Source organism: Shewanella sp. MEBiC00475, assembly GCF_005234075.1.
In the GTDB taxonomy this organism is placed as follows: Bacteria; Pseudomonadota; Gammaproteobacteria; order Enterobacterales; family Shewanellaceae; genus Shewanella; species Shewanella polaris.
This window is the reverse complement of the sequence record NZ_CP039928.1, coordinates 2,007,083-2,024,703: the sequence shown is the minus strand read 5'-3', so window position 1 is coordinate 2,024,703 and position 17,621 is coordinate 2,007,083. Positions and strand designations below refer to the sequence as shown.

At 42.8% G+C, this 17,621-nt stretch carries 15 protein-coding genes; 14 read left to right on the top strand and 1 reads right to left on the bottom strand.

Translation table 11 applies throughout. The features are described 5' to 3' along the window. Positions 1-16: 16 nt before the first annotated feature. Positions 17-1,501 carry a glycerol kinase GlpK gene (gene glpK / locus FCN25_RS08925; protein ID WP_137227372.1) on the top strand — a complete coding sequence of 495 codons (1,485 nt, stop codon included), beginning with the start codon at positions 17-19 and terminating at the stop codon, positions 1,499-1,501. Positions 1,502-1,522: 21 nt separating this feature from the next. Here the strand turns inward: glpK and FCN25_RS08920 are convergent, their stop codons facing one another. Beyond that, entirely contained in the window at positions 1,523-1,843 is a 321-nt protein-coding gene (locus FCN25_RS08920) for a hypothetical protein (RefSeq protein WP_137223909.1), read from the bottom strand. A 1,079-nt stretch (positions 1,844-2,922) separates the two neighbouring features. On the opposite strand from FCN25_RS08920, the gene mraZ reads away from it, so the two are divergent. From mraZ to ftsA, 13 genes are all read left to right on the top strand, one after another. Further along, the gene (gene mraZ / locus FCN25_RS08915; protein ID WP_137223907.1) at positions 2,923-3,381 is read left to right on the top strand and encodes a division/cell wall cluster transcriptional repressor MraZ; all 459 of its coding nucleotides are present in this window, start codon (positions 2,923-2,925) and stop codon (positions 3,379-3,381) included. A gap of 25 nt (positions 3,382-3,406) precedes the next feature. Continuing rightward, a complete protein-coding gene (gene rsmH / locus FCN25_RS08910; protein WP_137223905.1) occupies positions 3,407-4,348 on the top strand; it encodes a 16S rRNA (cytosine(1402)-N(4))-methyltransferase RsmH in 942 nt (313 codons plus the stop codon). A 14-nt stretch (positions 4,349-4,362) separates the two neighbouring features. Continuing rightward, positions 4,363-4,677, top strand: a complete 315-nt coding sequence (gene ftsL / locus FCN25_RS08905) for a cell division protein FtsL (RefSeq protein WP_137223903.1) — start codon at positions 4,363-4,365, stop codon at positions 4,675-4,677. Between the two features lie 11 nt (positions 4,678-4,688). After that, entirely contained in the window at positions 4,689-6,437 is a 1,749-nt protein-coding gene (locus tag FCN25_RS08900) for a penicillin-binding transpeptidase domain-containing protein (protein ID WP_137223901.1), read from the top strand. Continuing rightward, complete coding sequence (gene murE, locus FCN25_RS08895; protein WP_175405934.1) at positions 6,421-7,914, top strand: UDP-N-acetylmuramoyl-L-alanyl-D-glutamate--2,6-diaminopimelate ligase; 1,494 nt, start codon at positions 6,421-6,423, stop codon at positions 7,912-7,914. Before FCN25_RS08900 ends, murE begins: the two co-directional genes overlap by 17 nt. After that, positions 7,911-9,284, top strand: a complete 1,374-nt coding sequence (gene murF, locus FCN25_RS08890; protein ID WP_137223897.1) for a UDP-N-acetylmuramoyl-tripeptide--D-alanyl-D-alanine ligase — start codon at positions 7,911-7,913, stop codon at positions 9,282-9,284. The genes murE and murF overlap by 4 nt, the downstream gene beginning before the upstream one ends. Next, complete coding sequence (mraY, locus tag FCN25_RS08885; protein WP_137223895.1) at positions 9,285-10,367, top strand: phospho-N-acetylmuramoyl-pentapeptide-transferase; 1,083 nt, start codon at positions 9,285-9,287, stop codon at positions 10,365-10,367. Positions 10,368-10,389: 22 nt separating this feature from the next. Next, positions 10,390-11,712: a UDP-N-acetylmuramoyl-L-alanine--D-glutamate ligase gene (gene murD / locus FCN25_RS08880; RefSeq protein ID WP_137223893.1), complete on the top strand. Its 1,323-nt coding sequence runs from the start codon at positions 10,390-10,392 to the stop codon at positions 11,710-11,712. Further along, positions 11,702-12,916 carry a cell division protein FtsW gene (ftsW, locus tag FCN25_RS08875; RefSeq protein WP_137223891.1) on the top strand — a complete coding sequence of 405 codons (1,215 nt, stop codon included), beginning with the start codon at positions 11,702-11,704 and terminating at the stop codon, positions 12,914-12,916. The genes murD and ftsW overlap by 11 nt, the downstream gene beginning before the upstream one ends. Before the next feature lie 11 nt (positions 12,917-12,927). After that, positions 12,928-14,019 carry an undecaprenyldiphospho-muramoylpentapeptide beta-N-acetylglucosaminyltransferase gene (murG, locus tag FCN25_RS08870; RefSeq protein WP_137227371.1) on the top strand — a complete coding sequence of 364 codons (1,092 nt, stop codon included), beginning with the start codon at positions 12,928-12,930 and terminating at the stop codon, positions 14,017-14,019. Between the two features lies 1 nt (position 14,020). Then, a complete protein-coding gene (gene murC, locus FCN25_RS08865) occupies positions 14,021-15,487 on the top strand; it encodes a UDP-N-acetylmuramate--L-alanine ligase (protein ID WP_137223889.1) in 1,467 nt (488 codons plus the stop codon). A 113-nt stretch (positions 15,488-15,600) separates the two neighbouring features. Then, positions 15,601-16,371, top strand: a complete 771-nt coding sequence (locus FCN25_RS08860) for a cell division protein FtsQ/DivIB (protein WP_137223887.1) — start codon at positions 15,601-15,603, stop codon at positions 16,369-16,371. Further along, complete coding sequence (ftsA, locus tag FCN25_RS08855; protein WP_137223885.1) at positions 16,368-17,603, top strand: cell division protein FtsA; 1,236 nt, start codon at positions 16,368-16,370, stop codon at positions 17,601-17,603. The genes FCN25_RS08860 and ftsA overlap by 4 nt, the downstream gene beginning before the upstream one ends. Positions 17,604-17,621: the final 18 nt, after the last annotated feature.

Here is a 17,621-nt window from a genome sequence, read left to right as displayed (position 1 = left end):
TATAGGGCATCAGATGGTGGCTAAAAAATACATTGTTGCGTTAGATCAGGGAACTACAAGTTCTCGTGCTATTGTGTTCGATCATCAAGTAAATATTGTAGCGGTTGCTCATCGTGAGTTTACGCAACATTATCCGCAAGCGGGTTGGGTAGAACATGATCCGATGGAGATATGGTCTTCACAAAGTTCAGTTCTCATTGAGGTTCTGACTCGTGCGGGGATCAGTCATCGTGAGGTTGCTGCGATTGGCATTACCAATCAGCGTGAGACGACAATAGTCTGGAACAAACACACAGGTAAGCCAGTATGTAATGCGATCGTATGGCAGTGTCGTCGTAGCCAAACTATATGCCAACATCATAAAGCGCAGGGTGCTGAAGAGATGGTTCGTCAGAAAACTGGGCTGGTACTAGACCCTTACTTTTCAGCGTCCAAAATTGAGTGGATTTTAAATAACATTGAAGGCGCGCGTGAACAAGCCGAAGCTGGGGATTTATTGTTTGGCACTGTCGATACTTGGTTAGTGTGGAAACTCACGCAAGGTGAAGTCCATGTGACCGAACCGACCAATGCTTCAAGGACAATGTTATTTAATATTCATGATCAACAATGGGATCAAGAGCTCCTCGATCTGTTTAATATACCTAGGGCAATGCTACCTGAAGTGAAACCTTCTTGTGCAATATACGGTTATACCGAACTTGCAGGTAATCACACTCCTGTCGCTGGGATGGCTGGGGATCAACAATCGGCATTATTTGGCCAATTGTGCATTGAACCTGGGATGGCAAAAAATACTTATGGAACAGGATGTTTCTTATTGATGAATACTGGCGACAAAGCCGTAGAGTCCACTCATGGGTTATTAACAACCATTGCCATTGGTGCAGACGCTAAGGTAAATTATGCTTTAGAAGGTTCGGTATTTATGGGTGGCGCGGTTATTCAATGGCTGCGCGATGAGTTAGGGTTAATTGACGATGCGTGTGATACCCAATATTTTGCTGATAAAGTAGAAGATACCAACGGTGTTTATTTGGTTCCAGCATTTGTGGGACTTGGTGCGCCTTATTGGGATGCAGATGCTCGAGGAGCGATTGTTGGGCTCACCCGTGGTGCTAATCGCAACCATATTATCCGTGCAGCATTAGAAGCGATTGCTTATCAATCTCGTGATGTACTTGATGCCATGAGTAAAGATTCTAACGTGCCACTGACACAAATTAGGGTCGATGGTGGTGCAGTTTCTAATGACTTTTTAATGCAATTTCAAGCTGATATTACAGGGGTAACTGTTATTCGTCCGCGAGTGATTGAAACCACCGCGATGGGTGCGGCATTTCTTGCTGGCTTGGCAGTTGGCGTGTGGGAGTCGACCGATGAATTACAAATTATGCTGTCTACTGAGCGTGAGTTTACTTCCACAATGGATATAGAAACCCGCGAAAAGTTATATCTTGGTTGGAAAAAAGCGGTAGCGCAAGTAAGCCCTAATGCATAACTCAATGAGTATTAAGATTAATTAGACTTCAATATCAATATGTTGACTCGAGCTTTCTCCGCGAGTAGAGAATCGATCATCAGATTTCATTCGTCTAATGCGGCTACCGATGTTTTTTTTATCATTGACGGTTCGCGGTTTGGCTCGTCTTTCTTGGCGTGGTGCGTCTTGACGTTGAATGGCTATTTTATGGCTAACGCTCGGTGGCAATTGTGATTGAGGCGCTTCGTGACTGTCCGCACTAATTGGACTCACATTGCTGACCTGTTTAACAATACGTTTATGTTCACTCACGGCCTGTACAGGCCGAGCTAACATGGCATAAATGCTGTCAATACTCATGTTGTGCTCCTTTGGCTGTGAAAAACTGTGATTGTTATCATCATAACTGTTTATCGACCTTTTTTGATTAAAATTTAATCTTTTTTAGGTTGCGAGTCGTCTGGTTGATATTTCCGTTGGCGGTTAATGGCCTCACATCCGTTTCTCGCTGAAAGTGGTCATCAGTAATGATGCTTATTTTTTGATTATGAATAGTTATTTTAAATCTGTTAGCCCAAGCTAACTGAACTATATCAATATCACGGCGCTTTACCCGCAATTTACTTAGACTATGCTACTTGTAGCTGGATTAAAATTCTGTTCACTATCCGGCTATTATTCTGATCTAAGGTTAGTCACTCCCTATCAATTTGTTCTTTTTCTCTTTGGTTATCATATTGCTTTTAAGTATTTAAATTGTGTGATCGCCACTTTTTTCCTTTTGAGGCATTAAGAATAATTAACTGTGATTGAGAGTTGAGTTGATAAAATGCTTGCCCTTAACATGATTAATATCATATCTAGCACTCTGTTGTTTAGCGACGCGTTCTCGCTCATATTTAGCGGGTAATGACTTAGATAGTGTGGTGGACTGGATATTAATAGGCACGATGATGTGTATTAAGGTGCTAACTATCTTGAAAAACACCGTTTAAGCCTTTTTGAAATGCTGTGATGGGCCATAAGGGCATGCAAAAATATAATATAAAGCGGTATTTAAATGGCTAAAAGTTGACTCAGTCGATTATTTATTGATTTTTAATACAATTAATGTTGAGTTTTTTGGCTGTATTGCCCCTGAATATGGTGTATTCGAACGATAACAGATAATTAATTAAAAAGATTGCGAGACTATTTTAGCCGATAAAGTGACCGTTATGTCTCTGGTTTAACTCATTTACCCTGATTTTTAGCTGTTTTCTACAGATAGCTCAGTCATTCATCCTACTTGATATTAATTTGCTGCTAACCCGCTTGGGGTCTGGATTTAATATATCAGTCCATCCCTTGACAACACTTGCATAGAGTCCCTAAACTTAGCATTTGTGGGATAAAGTGGATCATTGTGGATCGAATGTTAATAAAAGGGGCTAAATAACGTGTTTCGTGGTGCCAGTGCAATCAACATGGATGCTAAAGGGCGGATCGCTATTCCAGCGAGATACCGTGATGCGTTACGTGTGGAGCATGCTGGAACTGTGATTATGACCGTTGACATTGAAGCTGCTTGTTTGTTGATTTATCCATTACATGAATGGGAGCAAATTGAAGCAAAGCTAAGATTGCTTTCAGATACCGATCCACTTGAACGTTCCTTTAAACGAAAATTACTAGGCCACGCACAAGATTGCGAACTAGACAGCCACGGACGTATTGTTATTCCGCCGGCATTGCGAAGTTTCGCCAGTTTAGAAAAGAAAACTATGCTGGTGGGCTTACTGAATAAATTTGAACTATGGGAAGAGAGTGCTTGGCAGCAACAAATGGATGATGGCAATACGCTCATTCAAAGCCAAGATTTAGCCAGCAATGAACGTCTGGCACACTTTTCACTGTAGTGACCAAAAAGGTTAGAAGAACCCAATGAGCCAAGAGTTTGCCCATTTATCTGTATTACTGAATGAGACCGTTGAAGGACTCAATATTCAAAGTGATGGTATCTATATTGATGGCACCTTTGGCCGTGGTGGGCATTCGCGTCATGTATTAAGCCACTTGGGTGAAAAGGGTCGTTTAATTGCAATTGATCGTGATCCACAAGCTATTGAAGCGGCGAAACAGTTTGCAGATGATCCACGTTTTCAAATCGTACACGGTGGCTTTGGTCAATTAGCTGAGTATGTCGAGGAACTTGGATTAACTGGCAAAATCAATGGTGTATTACTTGATCTTGGCGTGTCGTCACCACAGCTAGACGATGCAGAGCGTGGTTTTAGTTTTTTACGTGATGGTCCACTCGATATGCGTATGGACAATAGCCAGGGTCAAACTGCAGCTCAGTGGATAGCGCGTGCTGAAATTGAAGACATGGCATGGGTATTTAAAACCTATGGTGAAGAAAAAAATTCGCGTCACATCGCCCGTTGTATTGTTGCCGATCGTGAGAAAACACCATTTTTACGAACCAAAGACTTAGCCGATTTAATTGCGCGTATTACCAAAAACAAAGAACGTAATAAACATCCGGCGACGCGTGTATTCCAGGCTATTCGTATTTATATCAACAGTGAGTTAGAACAAATAGACCAAGCACTCGAAGGCGCGTTAGCGGTATTAGCACCTCAAGGGCGATTATCGGTGATCAGTTTCCATTCGCTTGAAGATCGTATGGTGAAGCGTTTTATTCGTCGCAATAGTCAAGGTGAAAGTGTGCCACATGGCTTGCCGATTACCGAAGCTGAGATTAATAAATCCCGTAAATTAAAAGCGGTTAGTAAGGCGATGAAGCCTTCTGATGCGGAAATAGAGCAAAATCCACGTTCACGTAGCTCGGTATTACGAGTTGCTGAGCGTCTGGATTACTAACTACTGAGGCTAATGTGAGCCAATCATCATTAAATTTACCTCGGATTGTGTTACATGACATTTGGCACCATAAGTGGGTATTGCTGTTGAGTGTACTGGTTGTTTTGAATGGTGTAGCCGTAGTTTATACCAGCCATGTAACACGTAAGTTGATTACTCAATGGGATCAACTTCTGCAAGAGCAAGATCGCTTAGATATTGAATGGCGAAATTTATTATTAGAAGAGCAATCGCAATCTGAACACAGTCGCGTGACTCGGATGGCAACCAAAGAATTAAATATGTCTCGGCCGCTTCCTAAGGAGGAAGTTATCATTCGAGTCCAGTGAGCATAGGGAATATGGCTAGACAAGCAAAGAAAAAATTAGGTCACGAACTGATTCCATGGCGTTTATACGTTGTGGTGGGATTCGTATTGCTGTTATTTTGCTGTCTAATTGCTCGTGCTGCTTATATTCAAATTATTGAGCCAGATAAACTGCGTCACGAAAGTGATATGCGGACATTGCGCACAACCAGTAACCAAGTTCAACGAGGCTTAATAACCGATCGCAATGGCGATATGCTGGCAGTCAGTGTTCCTGTACAAGCCGTGTGGGCTGATCCGAAACATGCTCATGATCAAGATGCATTTAAAGATATGCGCCGTTGGCAAGCGCTTGCTGACGTACTGCAAGAACCCGTCGAAGAATTAGTTAATAAAGTCAAAAATAATCCTAAAAAACGTTTTGTATACCTTAAACGTCAAGTGCCGTCTGCTGTTGCTGATTACATTGAGCAGCTTAAAATTGGTGGTATTTACCTTAAATCTGAATCTAGGCGTTATTACCCCGCAAGTGAAATAACCGCACAATTAATCGGTATTACCAATATTGATGATGTGGGGATTGAGGGGATTGAAAATACTTATAATACTTGGCTTACGGGAACGCCTTCGAAGCAAAAGGTACGTAAATCGCGTGATGGCAGTGTGGTCGAACGCTTAGATATTGTGCAACAAGGCGAAAGCTCAAATGATTTAGTGCTAAGCATTGATCAGCGTATTCAACAATTAGCATATCGCGAACTAAAGCGTGCTACCGAAATATACCAAGCGACCTCTGGGTCTGTCGTGGTCATTGATGTTCATACTGGTGAAGTACTCGCGATGGCGAACACTCCTTCTTACAACCCCAATTCTCGCGATAACTTACAGCCGCATCGGATGCGTAATCGTGCATTAACTGACACATTTGAACCGGGCTCAACCATTAAACCTTTCGTTGTAGCGGCTGCACTTGAAGCTGGTAAAGTGAAAGCAAATGAATTGATTTCGACATCACCTGGTTGGATGCGCATCGGTGGTCGCCAAGTACGTGATTCTCATAATTATGGTGAAATCTCATTAGCTAAAATTTTGGTTAAGTCTAGTAACGTGGGTATTAGTAAGCTTGCCTTATCGATACCGGTAGAACAGTTGTTAGGCACTTACCAATCAATGGGTTTAGGTAATTATTCGGGTATTAATTTAACCGGTGAAAGCGCGGGATTAATTCATAATCGTCATCGCTGGTCCGATTTTGAGCGTGCGACTTTATCTTTCGGTTATGGCTTTACCGCAACACCATTACAAATTGCACGTATGTACGCGACGTTAGGCAGTGGCGGTATTCTTTATCCTGTGTCGATTTTAAAATTGAGACAAGCACCTAAAGGTGAACAAGTTATTTCATCTCAAGTGGCCCATGACGTGATGGAAATGCTAGTTGGCGTGACTGAAACGGGAGGAACAGCAACCAAAGCACATATTGATGGTTATCCTGTTGCAGGTAAAACCGGTACTAGTCGCAAAGCCGTTGCAGGTGGTTATGGAGATGACTATGTTGCCTTATTTGCAGGCGTTGCACCTGTTCATAACCCACGGTTAGCCATCTCGGTTGTGATTAATGAACCTAAAGGTGATAAATATTACGGTGGTGATGTTGCGGGTCCAGCGTTTGCGAAAATAATGTCCGGCGCCTTACAAATGCTTAATGTTGAACCGATTTCAGAGCGGGAGGCTGTTCAATTGGCCGCTGCGCAGGGGGCGCTGAATAATGTTATTAAATGACCTATTAGCGCCATGGTTCCATTACTCTGGTCGCGAATCTATTAATGGATTAACGCTCGATAGCCGTGAAGTTAAAGTGGGTGGTTTATTTGTAGCCTTGCCAGGTTATAACGTTGATGGCCGAGCATTCATTTCCCAAGCTATTGATGCGGGTGCGACGGCAATACTGGTGCATACCGATAATCCTGATGAGCACGGTATAGTCGATCGTATTCAATATGCCGTTCCATTAGTCTATTTTTTCCAATTAGGCCGTCAATTATCGGCCGTTGCGGCGCAGTTTTATTTATCAAACAACCAATCCTTATCTTTGATTGGGATAACCGGTACCAACGGCAAAACCTCAGTAAGCCAAATTATTGCTCAAATTGTACATTTACTCGGGCATAAAGCCGCTGTGATGGGAACGTTAGGCAATGGTTTATGGGGACAACTTGTTGATAGTGGTAACACCACGGCTGATGCTGTGACTGTAATGCGTCAACTTAGCGAGTTTTCTGCCCAAGGCGCAGAGTTGTGTGCCATGGAAGTATCAAGCCATGGCTTAGTGCAAGGGCGTGTTGAGGCGGCCCCATTTGAGATTGCAGTCTTTACCAATTTAAGCCGTGATCATCTTGATTACCATGGCGATATAGATTCTTACGCTGCTGCCAAAAAACGTTTATTTAAATTTCCTAGCCTAAAACATGGTGTTATTAATATTGATGATGATGTCGGAGCCAAATGGCTGACCGAATTGGCCGATGGGAAAAACAAATCCTTCAGCATTGAAGGTGATACTTCAGCCGATTTTTATTGTGATGCTATTGAATATCATGATGCAGGTGTGACCGCTCAATTACACTATCCAGCATTAAATGGACATGGACAATTATCAGCACAAATTCAGTCACCATTATTAGGTGCATTTAACTTGTCCAATCTTGTTGCGGCTATTGCAGCCTTGTATTTACAAGGTACTGCAATGGCTTCAATATTAACGGTTGTGTGTAAATTAATACCTGTAGCGGGTCGTATGGAACGATTCTCATCACTTAATAAAGCCACTTTAGTCGTCGATTATGCTCATACTCCGGATGCCATTGAACAAGCCTTAAAAGCATTGCGAGTTCATTGTAATGGCACTCTTTGGTGTGTATTTGGTTGTGGTGGTGACCGTGATAAAGGTAAGCGACCATTAATGGCACAAGCAGCTGAACAATATGCAGACAAAGTGATGATCACTAGCGATAATGCTCGCAGTGAAGATCCACAAGACATTATTAACGATATTTTACAGGGTATTAGCCAATCTCAAAGTGTGCTAACCCAGGTCGATCGTATTCAAGCTATTACCCAAGTCGCAGCATTAGCAAAGGTGGATGACATTGTATTACTTGCAGGTAAAGGCCATGAAACCTATCAAGAAATAGCCGGTCGACGTATTGATTATGATGAACGAGCTCTAGCCCTTAGACTGTCTAAGGAGGCGTTATGATCCGTTTATCTTTATCTGCTTTAGCGCTACATCTTAATGGCACATTAACAGGTGATGATCAGGTAATTAGTGCTGTTAGCACTGATAGTCGAAAAATTGAATCTCAATGTTTATTCATCGCCTTAAAAGGCGAGCGTTTTGATGGTCATGACTTTGCTGAAACCGCAATAAAAAATGGCGCACAAGCCCTCTTAGTTGATCATCTACTGCCTTTTGATGTGGCACAAATTATTGTAACCGACACACAAAAATCCATGGGTAACATTGGCGCACTTGTACGTCAACAAGTTGGCCCTATTTGTGTTGCCCTTACTGGCTCTAATGGCAAAACCAGCGTTAAAGAAATGCTGGCTACTATTTTGTCGCAGCATCATCAGGTGTTGTTTACTGCCGGTAATTTTAATAATGAAATTGGTGTGCCATTAACTTTACTGCGTTTAAGTGAAGGTGATGAGTATGGGGTGTTTGAACTAGGGGCAAATCATCGAGGTGAGATTGATTACACCTCATCATTAGTTCAGCCCCGTGTCGCACTGGTTAACAATGTCGGCAATGCTCATCTTGAAGGTTTTGGTTCGCTGGAAGGTGTTGCTCAGGCTAAGTCTGAAATTTTTAATCATCTCGCACCAGATGGCACTGCGATTATTAATGCAGACGACAAGTTTGCCGGTTTTATGTTGCAGCGTTCTCAAGGGCACAAGCAACTGTGTTTCTCTTGTCAAACAGCTGTAGATGCCGAAGTAAAAGCCACTGATATCGAAGTCGATATTCATGGTTGTTACCGTTTTACTTTAGGTTTTAAAACTCAGCAAGAAGCGGTGCAGTTGCCTTTGGCTGGTCTGCATCAAGTGAGTAATGCGCTTGCGGCGGCTTCGATGTGTATAGCTTTAGGGTTGTCGCTAGTTGAAATTGCGCAAGGCTTTGCATTGCTAAAACCTGTGAAGGGACGAATGCAACCACATGTTCTTGGTCGGGTGTTATTAATTGATGATAGTTATAACGCAAATCCAACATCAGTAAGTGCAGCGATTAATTGGTTGCAACAACGTGATGGATATCGCTGTTTAGTGCTGGGAGATTTGGGTGAATTAGGCGACAATGCTGCCCCTTTGCACGCGAGTGTTGGTTTGCAGGTTAAGAATGCAAACATAGAGTCGCTATTTTGTTGCGGCCCGTTGTCGGCAAATACCAGTGAAGCATTTGGCAGTGAACACTTTTGTGCTCAAGAGCAATTAATCGTAGCACTGCAAAAACAGTTAGCAAGTACTACAGGTTATATCACCGTTTTAGTTAAAGGTTCCCGCAGCGCTGCTATGGAGCGAGTTGTGGACAGTTTATTAGATGCCTATGGGCGTGGGGAGTTAGTGTAGATGCTGGTTTATCTAGCCGAGTATTTGACCCAGTTTTATTCAGGGTTTAACGTTTTTTCATACGTAACGTTTCGGGCTATTTTAGGCTTGTTAACTGCTCTGGTGTGTAGTTTGTGGTGGGGACCTATTTTGATCAAGCGTTTGCAAATGTTGCAAATTGGTCAAGTGGTACGAGATGACGGTCCAGAATCTCATTTTAGCAAACGTGGTACACCAACAATGGGTGGACTACTGATCCTCGCCGGTATTTTTATCAGCGTACTGTTATGGGGTGATCTATCCAACCGTTATGTGTTGGTCACCTTATTTGTATTGGGTAGTTTTGGTGCTATTGGCTTTATCGATGATTATCGTAAAGTCGTGAAAAAAGATACTAAGGGTTTGATTGCGCGTTGGAAATATGCATTTCAGTCTATAGCGGCATTAGTTGTAGCTGTGTTTTTGTATAGTACAGCAAGCTTGCCCGGAGAAACTCAATTAGTGGTGCCATTTTTTAAAGATATCATGCCTCAACTTGGCATGATGTTTATCGTTTTAGCTTACTTCACCATTGTGGGTGCCAGTAATGCGGTGAACTTAACCGATGGTTTAGATGGCTTAGCTATTATGCCTACCGTAATGGTGGCAGCGGCATTCGCATTAATTGCATATTTGTCTGGTCATGCGCAGTTTGCCAGTTATTTGCATATTCCACATCTGCCATTAGCGGGTGAGTTAGTGATTGTTTGTACTGCTATCGTTGGGGCGGGTTTAGGCTTTTTATGGTTTAACACTTATCCAGCACAAGTCTTTATGGGTGATGTGGGGTCACTAGCATTGGGCGCTGCATTAGGTGTGATTGCTATTTTAGTTCGCCAAGAGATTTTACTGGTGATTATGGGTGGCGTTTTTGTAATGGAAACAGTGTCTGTCATTTTACAAGTGGGTTCGTACAAATTACGAGGCCAACGTATTTTTCGGATGGCACCTATCCATCATCATTATGAGTTAAAAGGGTGGCCAGAGCCGCGTGTCATTGTGCGCTTTTGGATTATCTCGTTGTTTTTAGTGTTATTGGGTCTCGCGACATTGAAATTACGCTAAACAATTAAGAAAGGTCAGTATTATGCATTCTCAATATACGCACATTGTTTTAGGTTTAGGGGCCACAGGGCTCTCGATCGTGCGTTTTTTAGCAACTAAAGGGATTAAACCTTTAGTGATGGACAGTCGACGTCAACCGCCAGGTGCAGAGGCGTTAGCAAAAGAGTTTGCCGATATTGAGTTATTAGCGGGTGGGTTTGATTGCCGTTATTTAGTCCAAGCAAGTCAGATTATTATTAGCCCGGGTGTGCCCATTGATACTCCTGAAGTACGCGCGGCAATTGATATGGGCATTGAGGTAATTGGCGATATTGAGCTGTTTGCTCGCGAAATTGCCGACCGTAAACCTTGTGTTGTGGGAATTACTGGCTCAAACGGTAAGTCTACCGTGACGACACTGGTTTACGAAATGTTGCTTGCCGCCGATAAGTCGGTAGCGATTGGCGGCAATATTGGCACGCCAGCACTGGATTTATTGCCTCAAGGTGCAGATATTTTTGTACTTGAGTTATCAAGCTTTCAACTTGAAACAACCCATTCACTAAATTGTATTGCGGCAACGTGTCTTAATATTAGTGAAGACCATATGGATCGTTATAGTGACTTGAATACCTATCGCGAAGCCAAGTTACGTTTATATCCTCAAAGTCGTTTTGTGATGTATAACCGTGACGATCAACTGACTTACCCATTAGAGCCAATGAATCAAAATAATTTCGGTTTGGGTGTACCAGAAGGCGATGAGTGGGGATTAAGTGATGGCAAAATTTTTCATGGTGACAGTGAGATCATTAATTTAAGTGAAGTGAAATTAATTGGTAGTCATAACCATGCAAACTTATTAGCTGCAATGGCATTAGCAGATGCTTGTGGTGTAGCTAAAGAAGCCATGATTGAAGTAGCCAAAAGCTTTGTTGGTTTAAGTCACCGTTGTGAGTTGATTGCGGTTAAACAAGGTGTGTCTTATATCAATGACTCTAAAGCAACCAACGTTGGTGCAACAGTAGCAGCACTTGAAGGGCTTAGTTCACATTTAGGCGATATATATTTGATTGCTGGTGGTGATGGTAAAGGCGGTGATTTTAGCCCGCTTGCTGAACCATTGGCGAACATAACTCAATTGATTACGCTAGGCAGAGACGGGCCTAAAATAGCCAAATTAAAAGCGGGTTCATTGCAAGTCACTAGCATGGCTGAAGCCGTGGCTAAAGCGGCTGAATTGGCAACCTCTGGAGACATTGTATTGTTGTCTCCAGCTTGTGCCAGTTTAGATATGTATAAAAGCTTTATGGCGCGTGGTGATGATTTTAAGCATTGTGTGGAGTCGTTAGACGATGGCGAATAACGAGCAGCAACTGAGCTTGTTTAAACGGGGACTTAATTGGTCTTTACCCTCGTTGCTATCGGACGGTCATGCTCCTGGCATGCCGTTGTACGACCGTAGTTTTTTAGTCGCGATTGTTGGCTTGATGTGTTTTGGTTTTATCATGGTGATGTCAGCTTCGATGCCCGAAGCGACCAAACTGACGGGTGATCCATTTTATTTTATGTATCGTCATGTGCTTTACCTTGTGGGCTGCGTGATAATTTCATATGTGGTACTTAAATTTGAAGTCAGCTATTGGGAAAAAAACAGCGGCATGTTGATGTTAGCTGTGCTGGTTTTATTGATAGCCGTGTTGTTTATTGGTACCTCGGTTAATGGTGCCCGTCGTTGGTTGTCTGTCGGCCCTATTCGGATTCAAGTTGCCGAAATGGCCAAGTTTATATTTATTGTTTATATGGCGGGGTACTTAGTTCGTCGTCATGGTGAATTGCGCGAAAACCGTAAAGGTTTTTACAAACCGATTGGGGTTTACGGTTTGTTTGCTGTATTGATTTTATTGCAGCCTGACCTTGGTACTGTGGTAGTACTGTTTGTGTGTACGGTAAGCTTATTGTTTTTAGCTGGCGCACGCATTACTGACTTTATGGTATTGGTGTTACTTGGCGTAGCTACATTCGTATTACTGGTATTGTTTGAGCCTTACCGTATGCGACGAGTTACTTCGTTTATGGATCCATGGGAAGATCCCTTTGGTAGCGGCTATCAATTGACGCAATCTTTAATGGCTTATGGACGGGGTGATTGGCTTGGTCAGGGATTAGGTAACAGTATTCAGAAGTTAGCTTATTTACCCGAAGCTCACACAGATTTCATTTTTGCGGTCATTGGTGAAGAACTTGGTTTTATCGGTATCATTGTGGTGTTATTAACACTATTTTTCATTGCAATTCGTGCTATTAGATTAGGCAATTTATGTTTGAAAATGCAGCGTCCATTTGAAAGCTATGTTGCTTATGGTGTGGGTATTTGGGTGTGTTTTCAGACCGTTGTTAACGTAGGCGCCAGTATTGGTATGTTACCAACCAAAGGGCTGACTCTACCGTTTATTAGTTACGGTGGCAGTAGTTTATGGATTATGACTGCGGCGGTGATGCTGCTCGTTAGAATAGATCATGAACGGCGAGTTAGTCTGGTACAAGCCGTGAAAGGGAGAACCAGTTAATGAACAGTAATATGAGTCACTCTCCTAAAATATTAATTATGGCTGGTGGTACGGGTGGACATGTTTTTCCTGCTCTGGCGGTGGCAAAATATTTAGCCAAAAATGGCTGGCAGGTCCGTTGGCTAGGTACTGCTGATCGTATGGAAGCTCGTCTTGTTCCTCAGCATGGATTTGATATTGAATTTATTGACATTAAAGGTGTTCGCGGTAATGGACTTATTCGTAAGTTAGCGGCTCCGTTTAAGATTATCCGTTCAATCATTCAAGCTAAAGCTGTGATTGATGATTTCAAGCCTGATGTCATTTTAGGAATGGGTGGTTTTGCCAGCGGCCCTGGTGGCGTGGCAGGAAAATTATCTGGTATTCCAGTGGTGTTGCATGAACAAAATGCGATTCCAGGTTTGACCAATAAATTGTTATCTAAGATTGCGAAAAAGGTGTTGTGTGCGTTCCCCAATACCTTTGCCAGTAACGTGGCCAATGTTGAGGTTGTGGGCAACCCCATTCGTCAAGAATTGATAGAGTTAGGCGAACAAATTAAAACACCTCAAGCAGATGCATTAAGAGTGCTAGTGGTGGGTGGCAGTTTAGGTGCAAAGGTTCTGAATGATGTAATGCCTGCCGTGGTTGCCCATTTAAGTAAGCATCATTCACTGACGGTTTGGCACCAAGTGGGTAAAAACAACCAGACTGCGGTGAAAGCCAGTTATCAGCAATTAGGCCAGCTAGACACGGTCAACGTTGCTGAGTTTATTGACGATATGGAAGCGGCTTACCGTTGGGCCGATGTAGTGGTCTGTCGTTCTGGTGCATTAACTGTATCAGAACTTGCAGCGGTAGGATTACCGAGTATTTTAGTACCGTATCCTCACGCTGTTGACGATCATCAAACAATAAATGCATCGGTATTAGTCGATGCAGGGGCAAGCTTCTTATTGCCGCAAACGATTTTAAATGCTGATAATCTTGCAGAAAAATTGCAGTTATTTGCTGAAAATAGACAACAACTAACCCAAATGGGTCATAAAGCAAGAAGCGTTGCGGTATTAGATGCAACACAAAGAGTAGCAGATATTTGCGCCTCATTTGCCACAAAGGGTTGAAATGACAAAAACAGAAAGATACGCACACCTTCGTAGCATGATCCCTGAAATGAGACGGATCAAGCGCATTCATTTTGTTGGCATTGGTGGTGCTGGCATGGGCGGTATTGCAGAAGTGCTGGTGAACGAAGGTTATCAAATAACTGGTTCAGATATCGCTATCAATAGTGTTACAGAACACTTAGCGAGTTTAGGTGCAAAAATCATTATTGGTCATCAGGCCCAAAGTGTTGCACAGGTTGATGTGGTTGTCGTGTCTACAGCCATTAACCCGCAAAACCCTGAGATTCTTGCCGCGAAAGAACTGCGTATTCCAATCGTTCGTCGTGCAGAGATGCTCGCAGAGCTGATGCGTTATCGTCATGGGGTTGCCATAGCGGGTACTCATGGAAAAACTACGACTACAAGTTTGATAGCAAGCGTGTATGGTCAAGCCGACCGCGACCCAACATTTGTTATTGGTGGGCTGCTAAATAGTGCTGGCACTAACGCACGTTTAGGCACTAGTCGTTATCTTATTGCCGAAGCCGATGAAAGTGATGCAAGCTTTTTACATTTGCAACCGATGGTCAGTGTGATCACCAATATTGAAGCCGACCATATGGACACGTATGGTGGCGATTTTGAAAAATTGAAAACTACTTTTGTCGACTTCTTACATAATTTGCCATTTTATGGCGTAGCAGTAATGTGTCTTGATGACGATGTCATCCGTGAAATTATGCCGCGTATTGGTCGTCATGTAGTGACCTACGGCTTTAGTGATGATGTCGACGTACAGGCAATTAATTTTGTCCAAAATGGCTATCAATCAAGTTTTACTGTGAAGCGTCATGGTAAAGATGATTTAGATTTCGTATTGAATTTGCCTGGACGACATAACGTTCTAAATGCATTAGCTGCGATTGCTGTAGCGACTGAAGATGACATCAATGACGATGCGATTGTGCAAGCATTAGCAGAATTTGAAGGTATCGGCCGTCGTTTTCAGCACTTAGGTGAATTTGATACACCTAATGGCAGTGTGATGTTAGTAGACGATTATGGTCATCATCCAAGTGAAGTGTTAGCAACGATCAAAGCGGCGCGAGCAGGTTGGCCTGATAAACGATTAGTGATGGCATATCAACCACACCGATATAGCCGTACTCGTGACTTATATGAAGACTTTGTTGATGTATTGTCGCAAGTTGACTGCCTGTTGTTGTTAGATGTTTATGCTGCAGGTGAAGCGCCAATTCCTGGTGCTGATGGACGAGCTTTGTGCCGTTCAATTCGGCTTCGAGGTCAAATAGACCCCATTTTTATTGCGAGTCCAGATCAACTTGCAACGGTATTACCGGATGTATTGCAGGATGGGGATTTATTTATGACTCAAGGTGCAGGTAATATTGGGGCATTATCGAAACAATTGGCCCAGAGCGAATTAGGATTTAAAAACTGGGAAAAACCACAAGGAAGCAATTGATTTTTAAATCAATTGTTGTGTTTGAAAATCGAGCTTTAATCCTGCAGAGTTGGTCTATATAATGACCGATCTTTTGGAGCTAAGACCGAAACAACGTCAGAGGCGGATTTAAGGTGTCGTGGAGCGATAAAGGGCGGCAACTAAAAAATAAACTGGCTCGAGTAAACTGGTATTTTTGTACGGGTGTAGTGTTTTTATGCAGCGTGATTGGTACCGTCGTCTGGGCTGGCGTGCAGCTGCATGTTCTGCTAAATGATGCTGATGCACTACCAATTGAAGCTGTTGCCATTAAAGGTGAGCGAACCTATACCACTGATGATGAGATTAAAAATGCATTACAGTCATTAATGTTAAGTAGTTTTTTTAGTGCCGACGTGGTGGACGTACAAAAAGCATTAGAAGCTTTACCGTGGGTTTACCATGCATCAGTTAGGCGAGAATGGCCGGCAAAGTTCAAGATAACCTTGCAAGAGCAACAAGCTGTAGCACATTGGAATCAAGTATCTTGGCTCAATATTAACGGTGAGGTTTTTGAGGCATTAGCGCATTCTGAGCATGATGCATTACCGATGTTATCTGGTCCAGAAGGGACCGAAATAGAAGTATTAACCAGCTATCAGCAGTTAGATGATTTATTGACAATAAACGAATTTAAGTTGGAAAGTTTACGGTTAAGTCCACGCCATGCTTGGCACGCCGTACTGGCCAATGGGATTGAAATTGAGCTTGGACGAGAAGATAAAATTTCACGGATACAACGCTTTATTAATGTGTATCCAACTTTGAAACAAAGTAATAAACCAGTTGCAACCGTTGATTTACGTTACGATACCGGATTTGCAGTAGGCTGGGGTGATTCAACACAGAGAGTCGACAATAAATGACCAAAAATCAGGAAAGAAACCTCATCGTGGGGTTAGATATAGGGACATCCAAGGTCGCAGTGATCATTGGTGAAGTATTACCTGATGGTGAAATTAGTGTGATTGGTTTAGGTAATCATCCTTCTCGTGGCATGGATAAAGGCGGCGTGAATGATCTCGACTCTATTGTGCGCAGTGTACAACGCGCTTTGGATCAAGCTGAGTTAATGGCTGATTGTCAGGTTTCATCGGTTTATTTAAGCATTTCAGGCAAGCACATAGCTTGCCAAAATGAGAATGGCATGGTGTCCATTAATGACGAAGAAGTCACCCAAGAAGACGTCGATAATGTGATCCACACGGCTCGCTCAGTCAAGATCCCGACAGAACGTCGTATTTTACACGTGTTGCCACAAGAATATTCTATCGATGTTCAAGATGGGATTAAGAGCCCAATTGGCATGTCGGGAATGCGTATGGAAGCCAAAGCGCACATTGTGACGTGTGCTAATGATATGGCAAAAAATATTACTAAAAGTGTCGAGCGTTGTGGCTTAAAAGTTGATGATTTAGTTTTTGCCGGTATTGCATCAGCAGATTCTGTGCTCACAAATGATGAGAAAGATTTAGGTGTCTGTATTGTTGATATTGGTGGTGGAACAACCGATATTGCTGTATATACCAACGGCGCATTACGTCATTGTGCAGTGATCCCTGTTGCGGGTAATCAAGTCACTAGTGATATTGCTAAAATTTTCAGAACACCATTAACACATGCCGAGCAAATTAAAGTGCAGTTTGCCAGTGCAAGGAGTTCAACAGTAAGCCGTGAAGACAGTATTGAAGTACCGTCAGTGGGCGGGCGTCCATCACGCAGTATGTCTCGTCATACACTGGCCGAAGTTGTAGAGCCAAGATACCAAGAATTGTTTGAGCTTATTCTCAAGCAGTTACAAGATAGTGGTCTAGAAGATCAAATTGCAGCAGGTATAGTACTCACTGGAGGCACGTCCTCAATATCGGGTGCAGTTGAGATTGCTGAGGCAACGTTTGGTATGCCAGTTAGAGTGGCGTCACCATTGCCAGTAAAAGGGTTATACGAATATGTGGATCAACCTATTTACTCAACCGGAATAGGATTGCTTCATTATGGTGCGAGGCGAGTTATCGAACGTCAGTTCGAGCGACCTGAGCGTCAAGGGGTTACCAGCTTTTTAAATCGGGTTAAAAGTTGGTTTAAAGGTGAATTTTAATAACGCAGACAAATGGAG

Bases quoted from the DNA above. Each gene is read 5' to 3' on its own strand.
- FCN25_RS08920 (WP_137223909.1), bottom strand. From the start codon at position 1,843: ATGAGTATTGACAGCATTTATGCCATGTTAGCTCGGCCTGTACAGGCC.
- murG (WP_137227371.1), top strand. From the start codon at position 12,928: ATGAGTCACTCTCCTAAAATATTAATTATGGCTGGTGGTACGGGTGGA.
- murD (WP_137223893.1), top strand. From the start codon at position 10,390: ATGCATTCTCAATATACGCACATTGTTTTAGGTTTAGGGGCCACAGGG.
- murC (WP_137223889.1), top strand. From the start codon at position 14,021: ATGACAAAAACAGAAAGATACGCACACCTTCGTAGCATGATCCCTGAA.
- rsmH (WP_137223905.1), top strand. From the start codon at position 3,407: ATGAGCCAAGAGTTTGCCCATTTATCTGTATTACTGAATGAGACCGTT.
- ftsW (WP_137223891.1), top strand. From the start codon at position 11,702: ATGGCGAATAACGAGCAGCAACTGAGCTTGTTTAAACGGGGACTTAAT.
- FCN25_RS08900 (WP_137223901.1), top strand. From the start codon at position 4,689: ATGGCTAGACAAGCAAAGAAAAAATTAGGTCACGAACTGATTCCATGG.
- ftsA (WP_137223885.1), top strand. From the start codon at position 16,368: ATGACCAAAAATCAGGAAAGAAACCTCATCGTGGGGTTAGATATAGGG.
- mraY (WP_137223895.1), top strand. From the start codon at position 9,285: ATGCTGGTTTATCTAGCCGAGTATTTGACCCAGTTTTATTCAGGGTTT.
- murF (WP_137223897.1), top strand. From the start codon at position 7,911: ATGATCCGTTTATCTTTATCTGCTTTAGCGCTACATCTTAATGGCACA.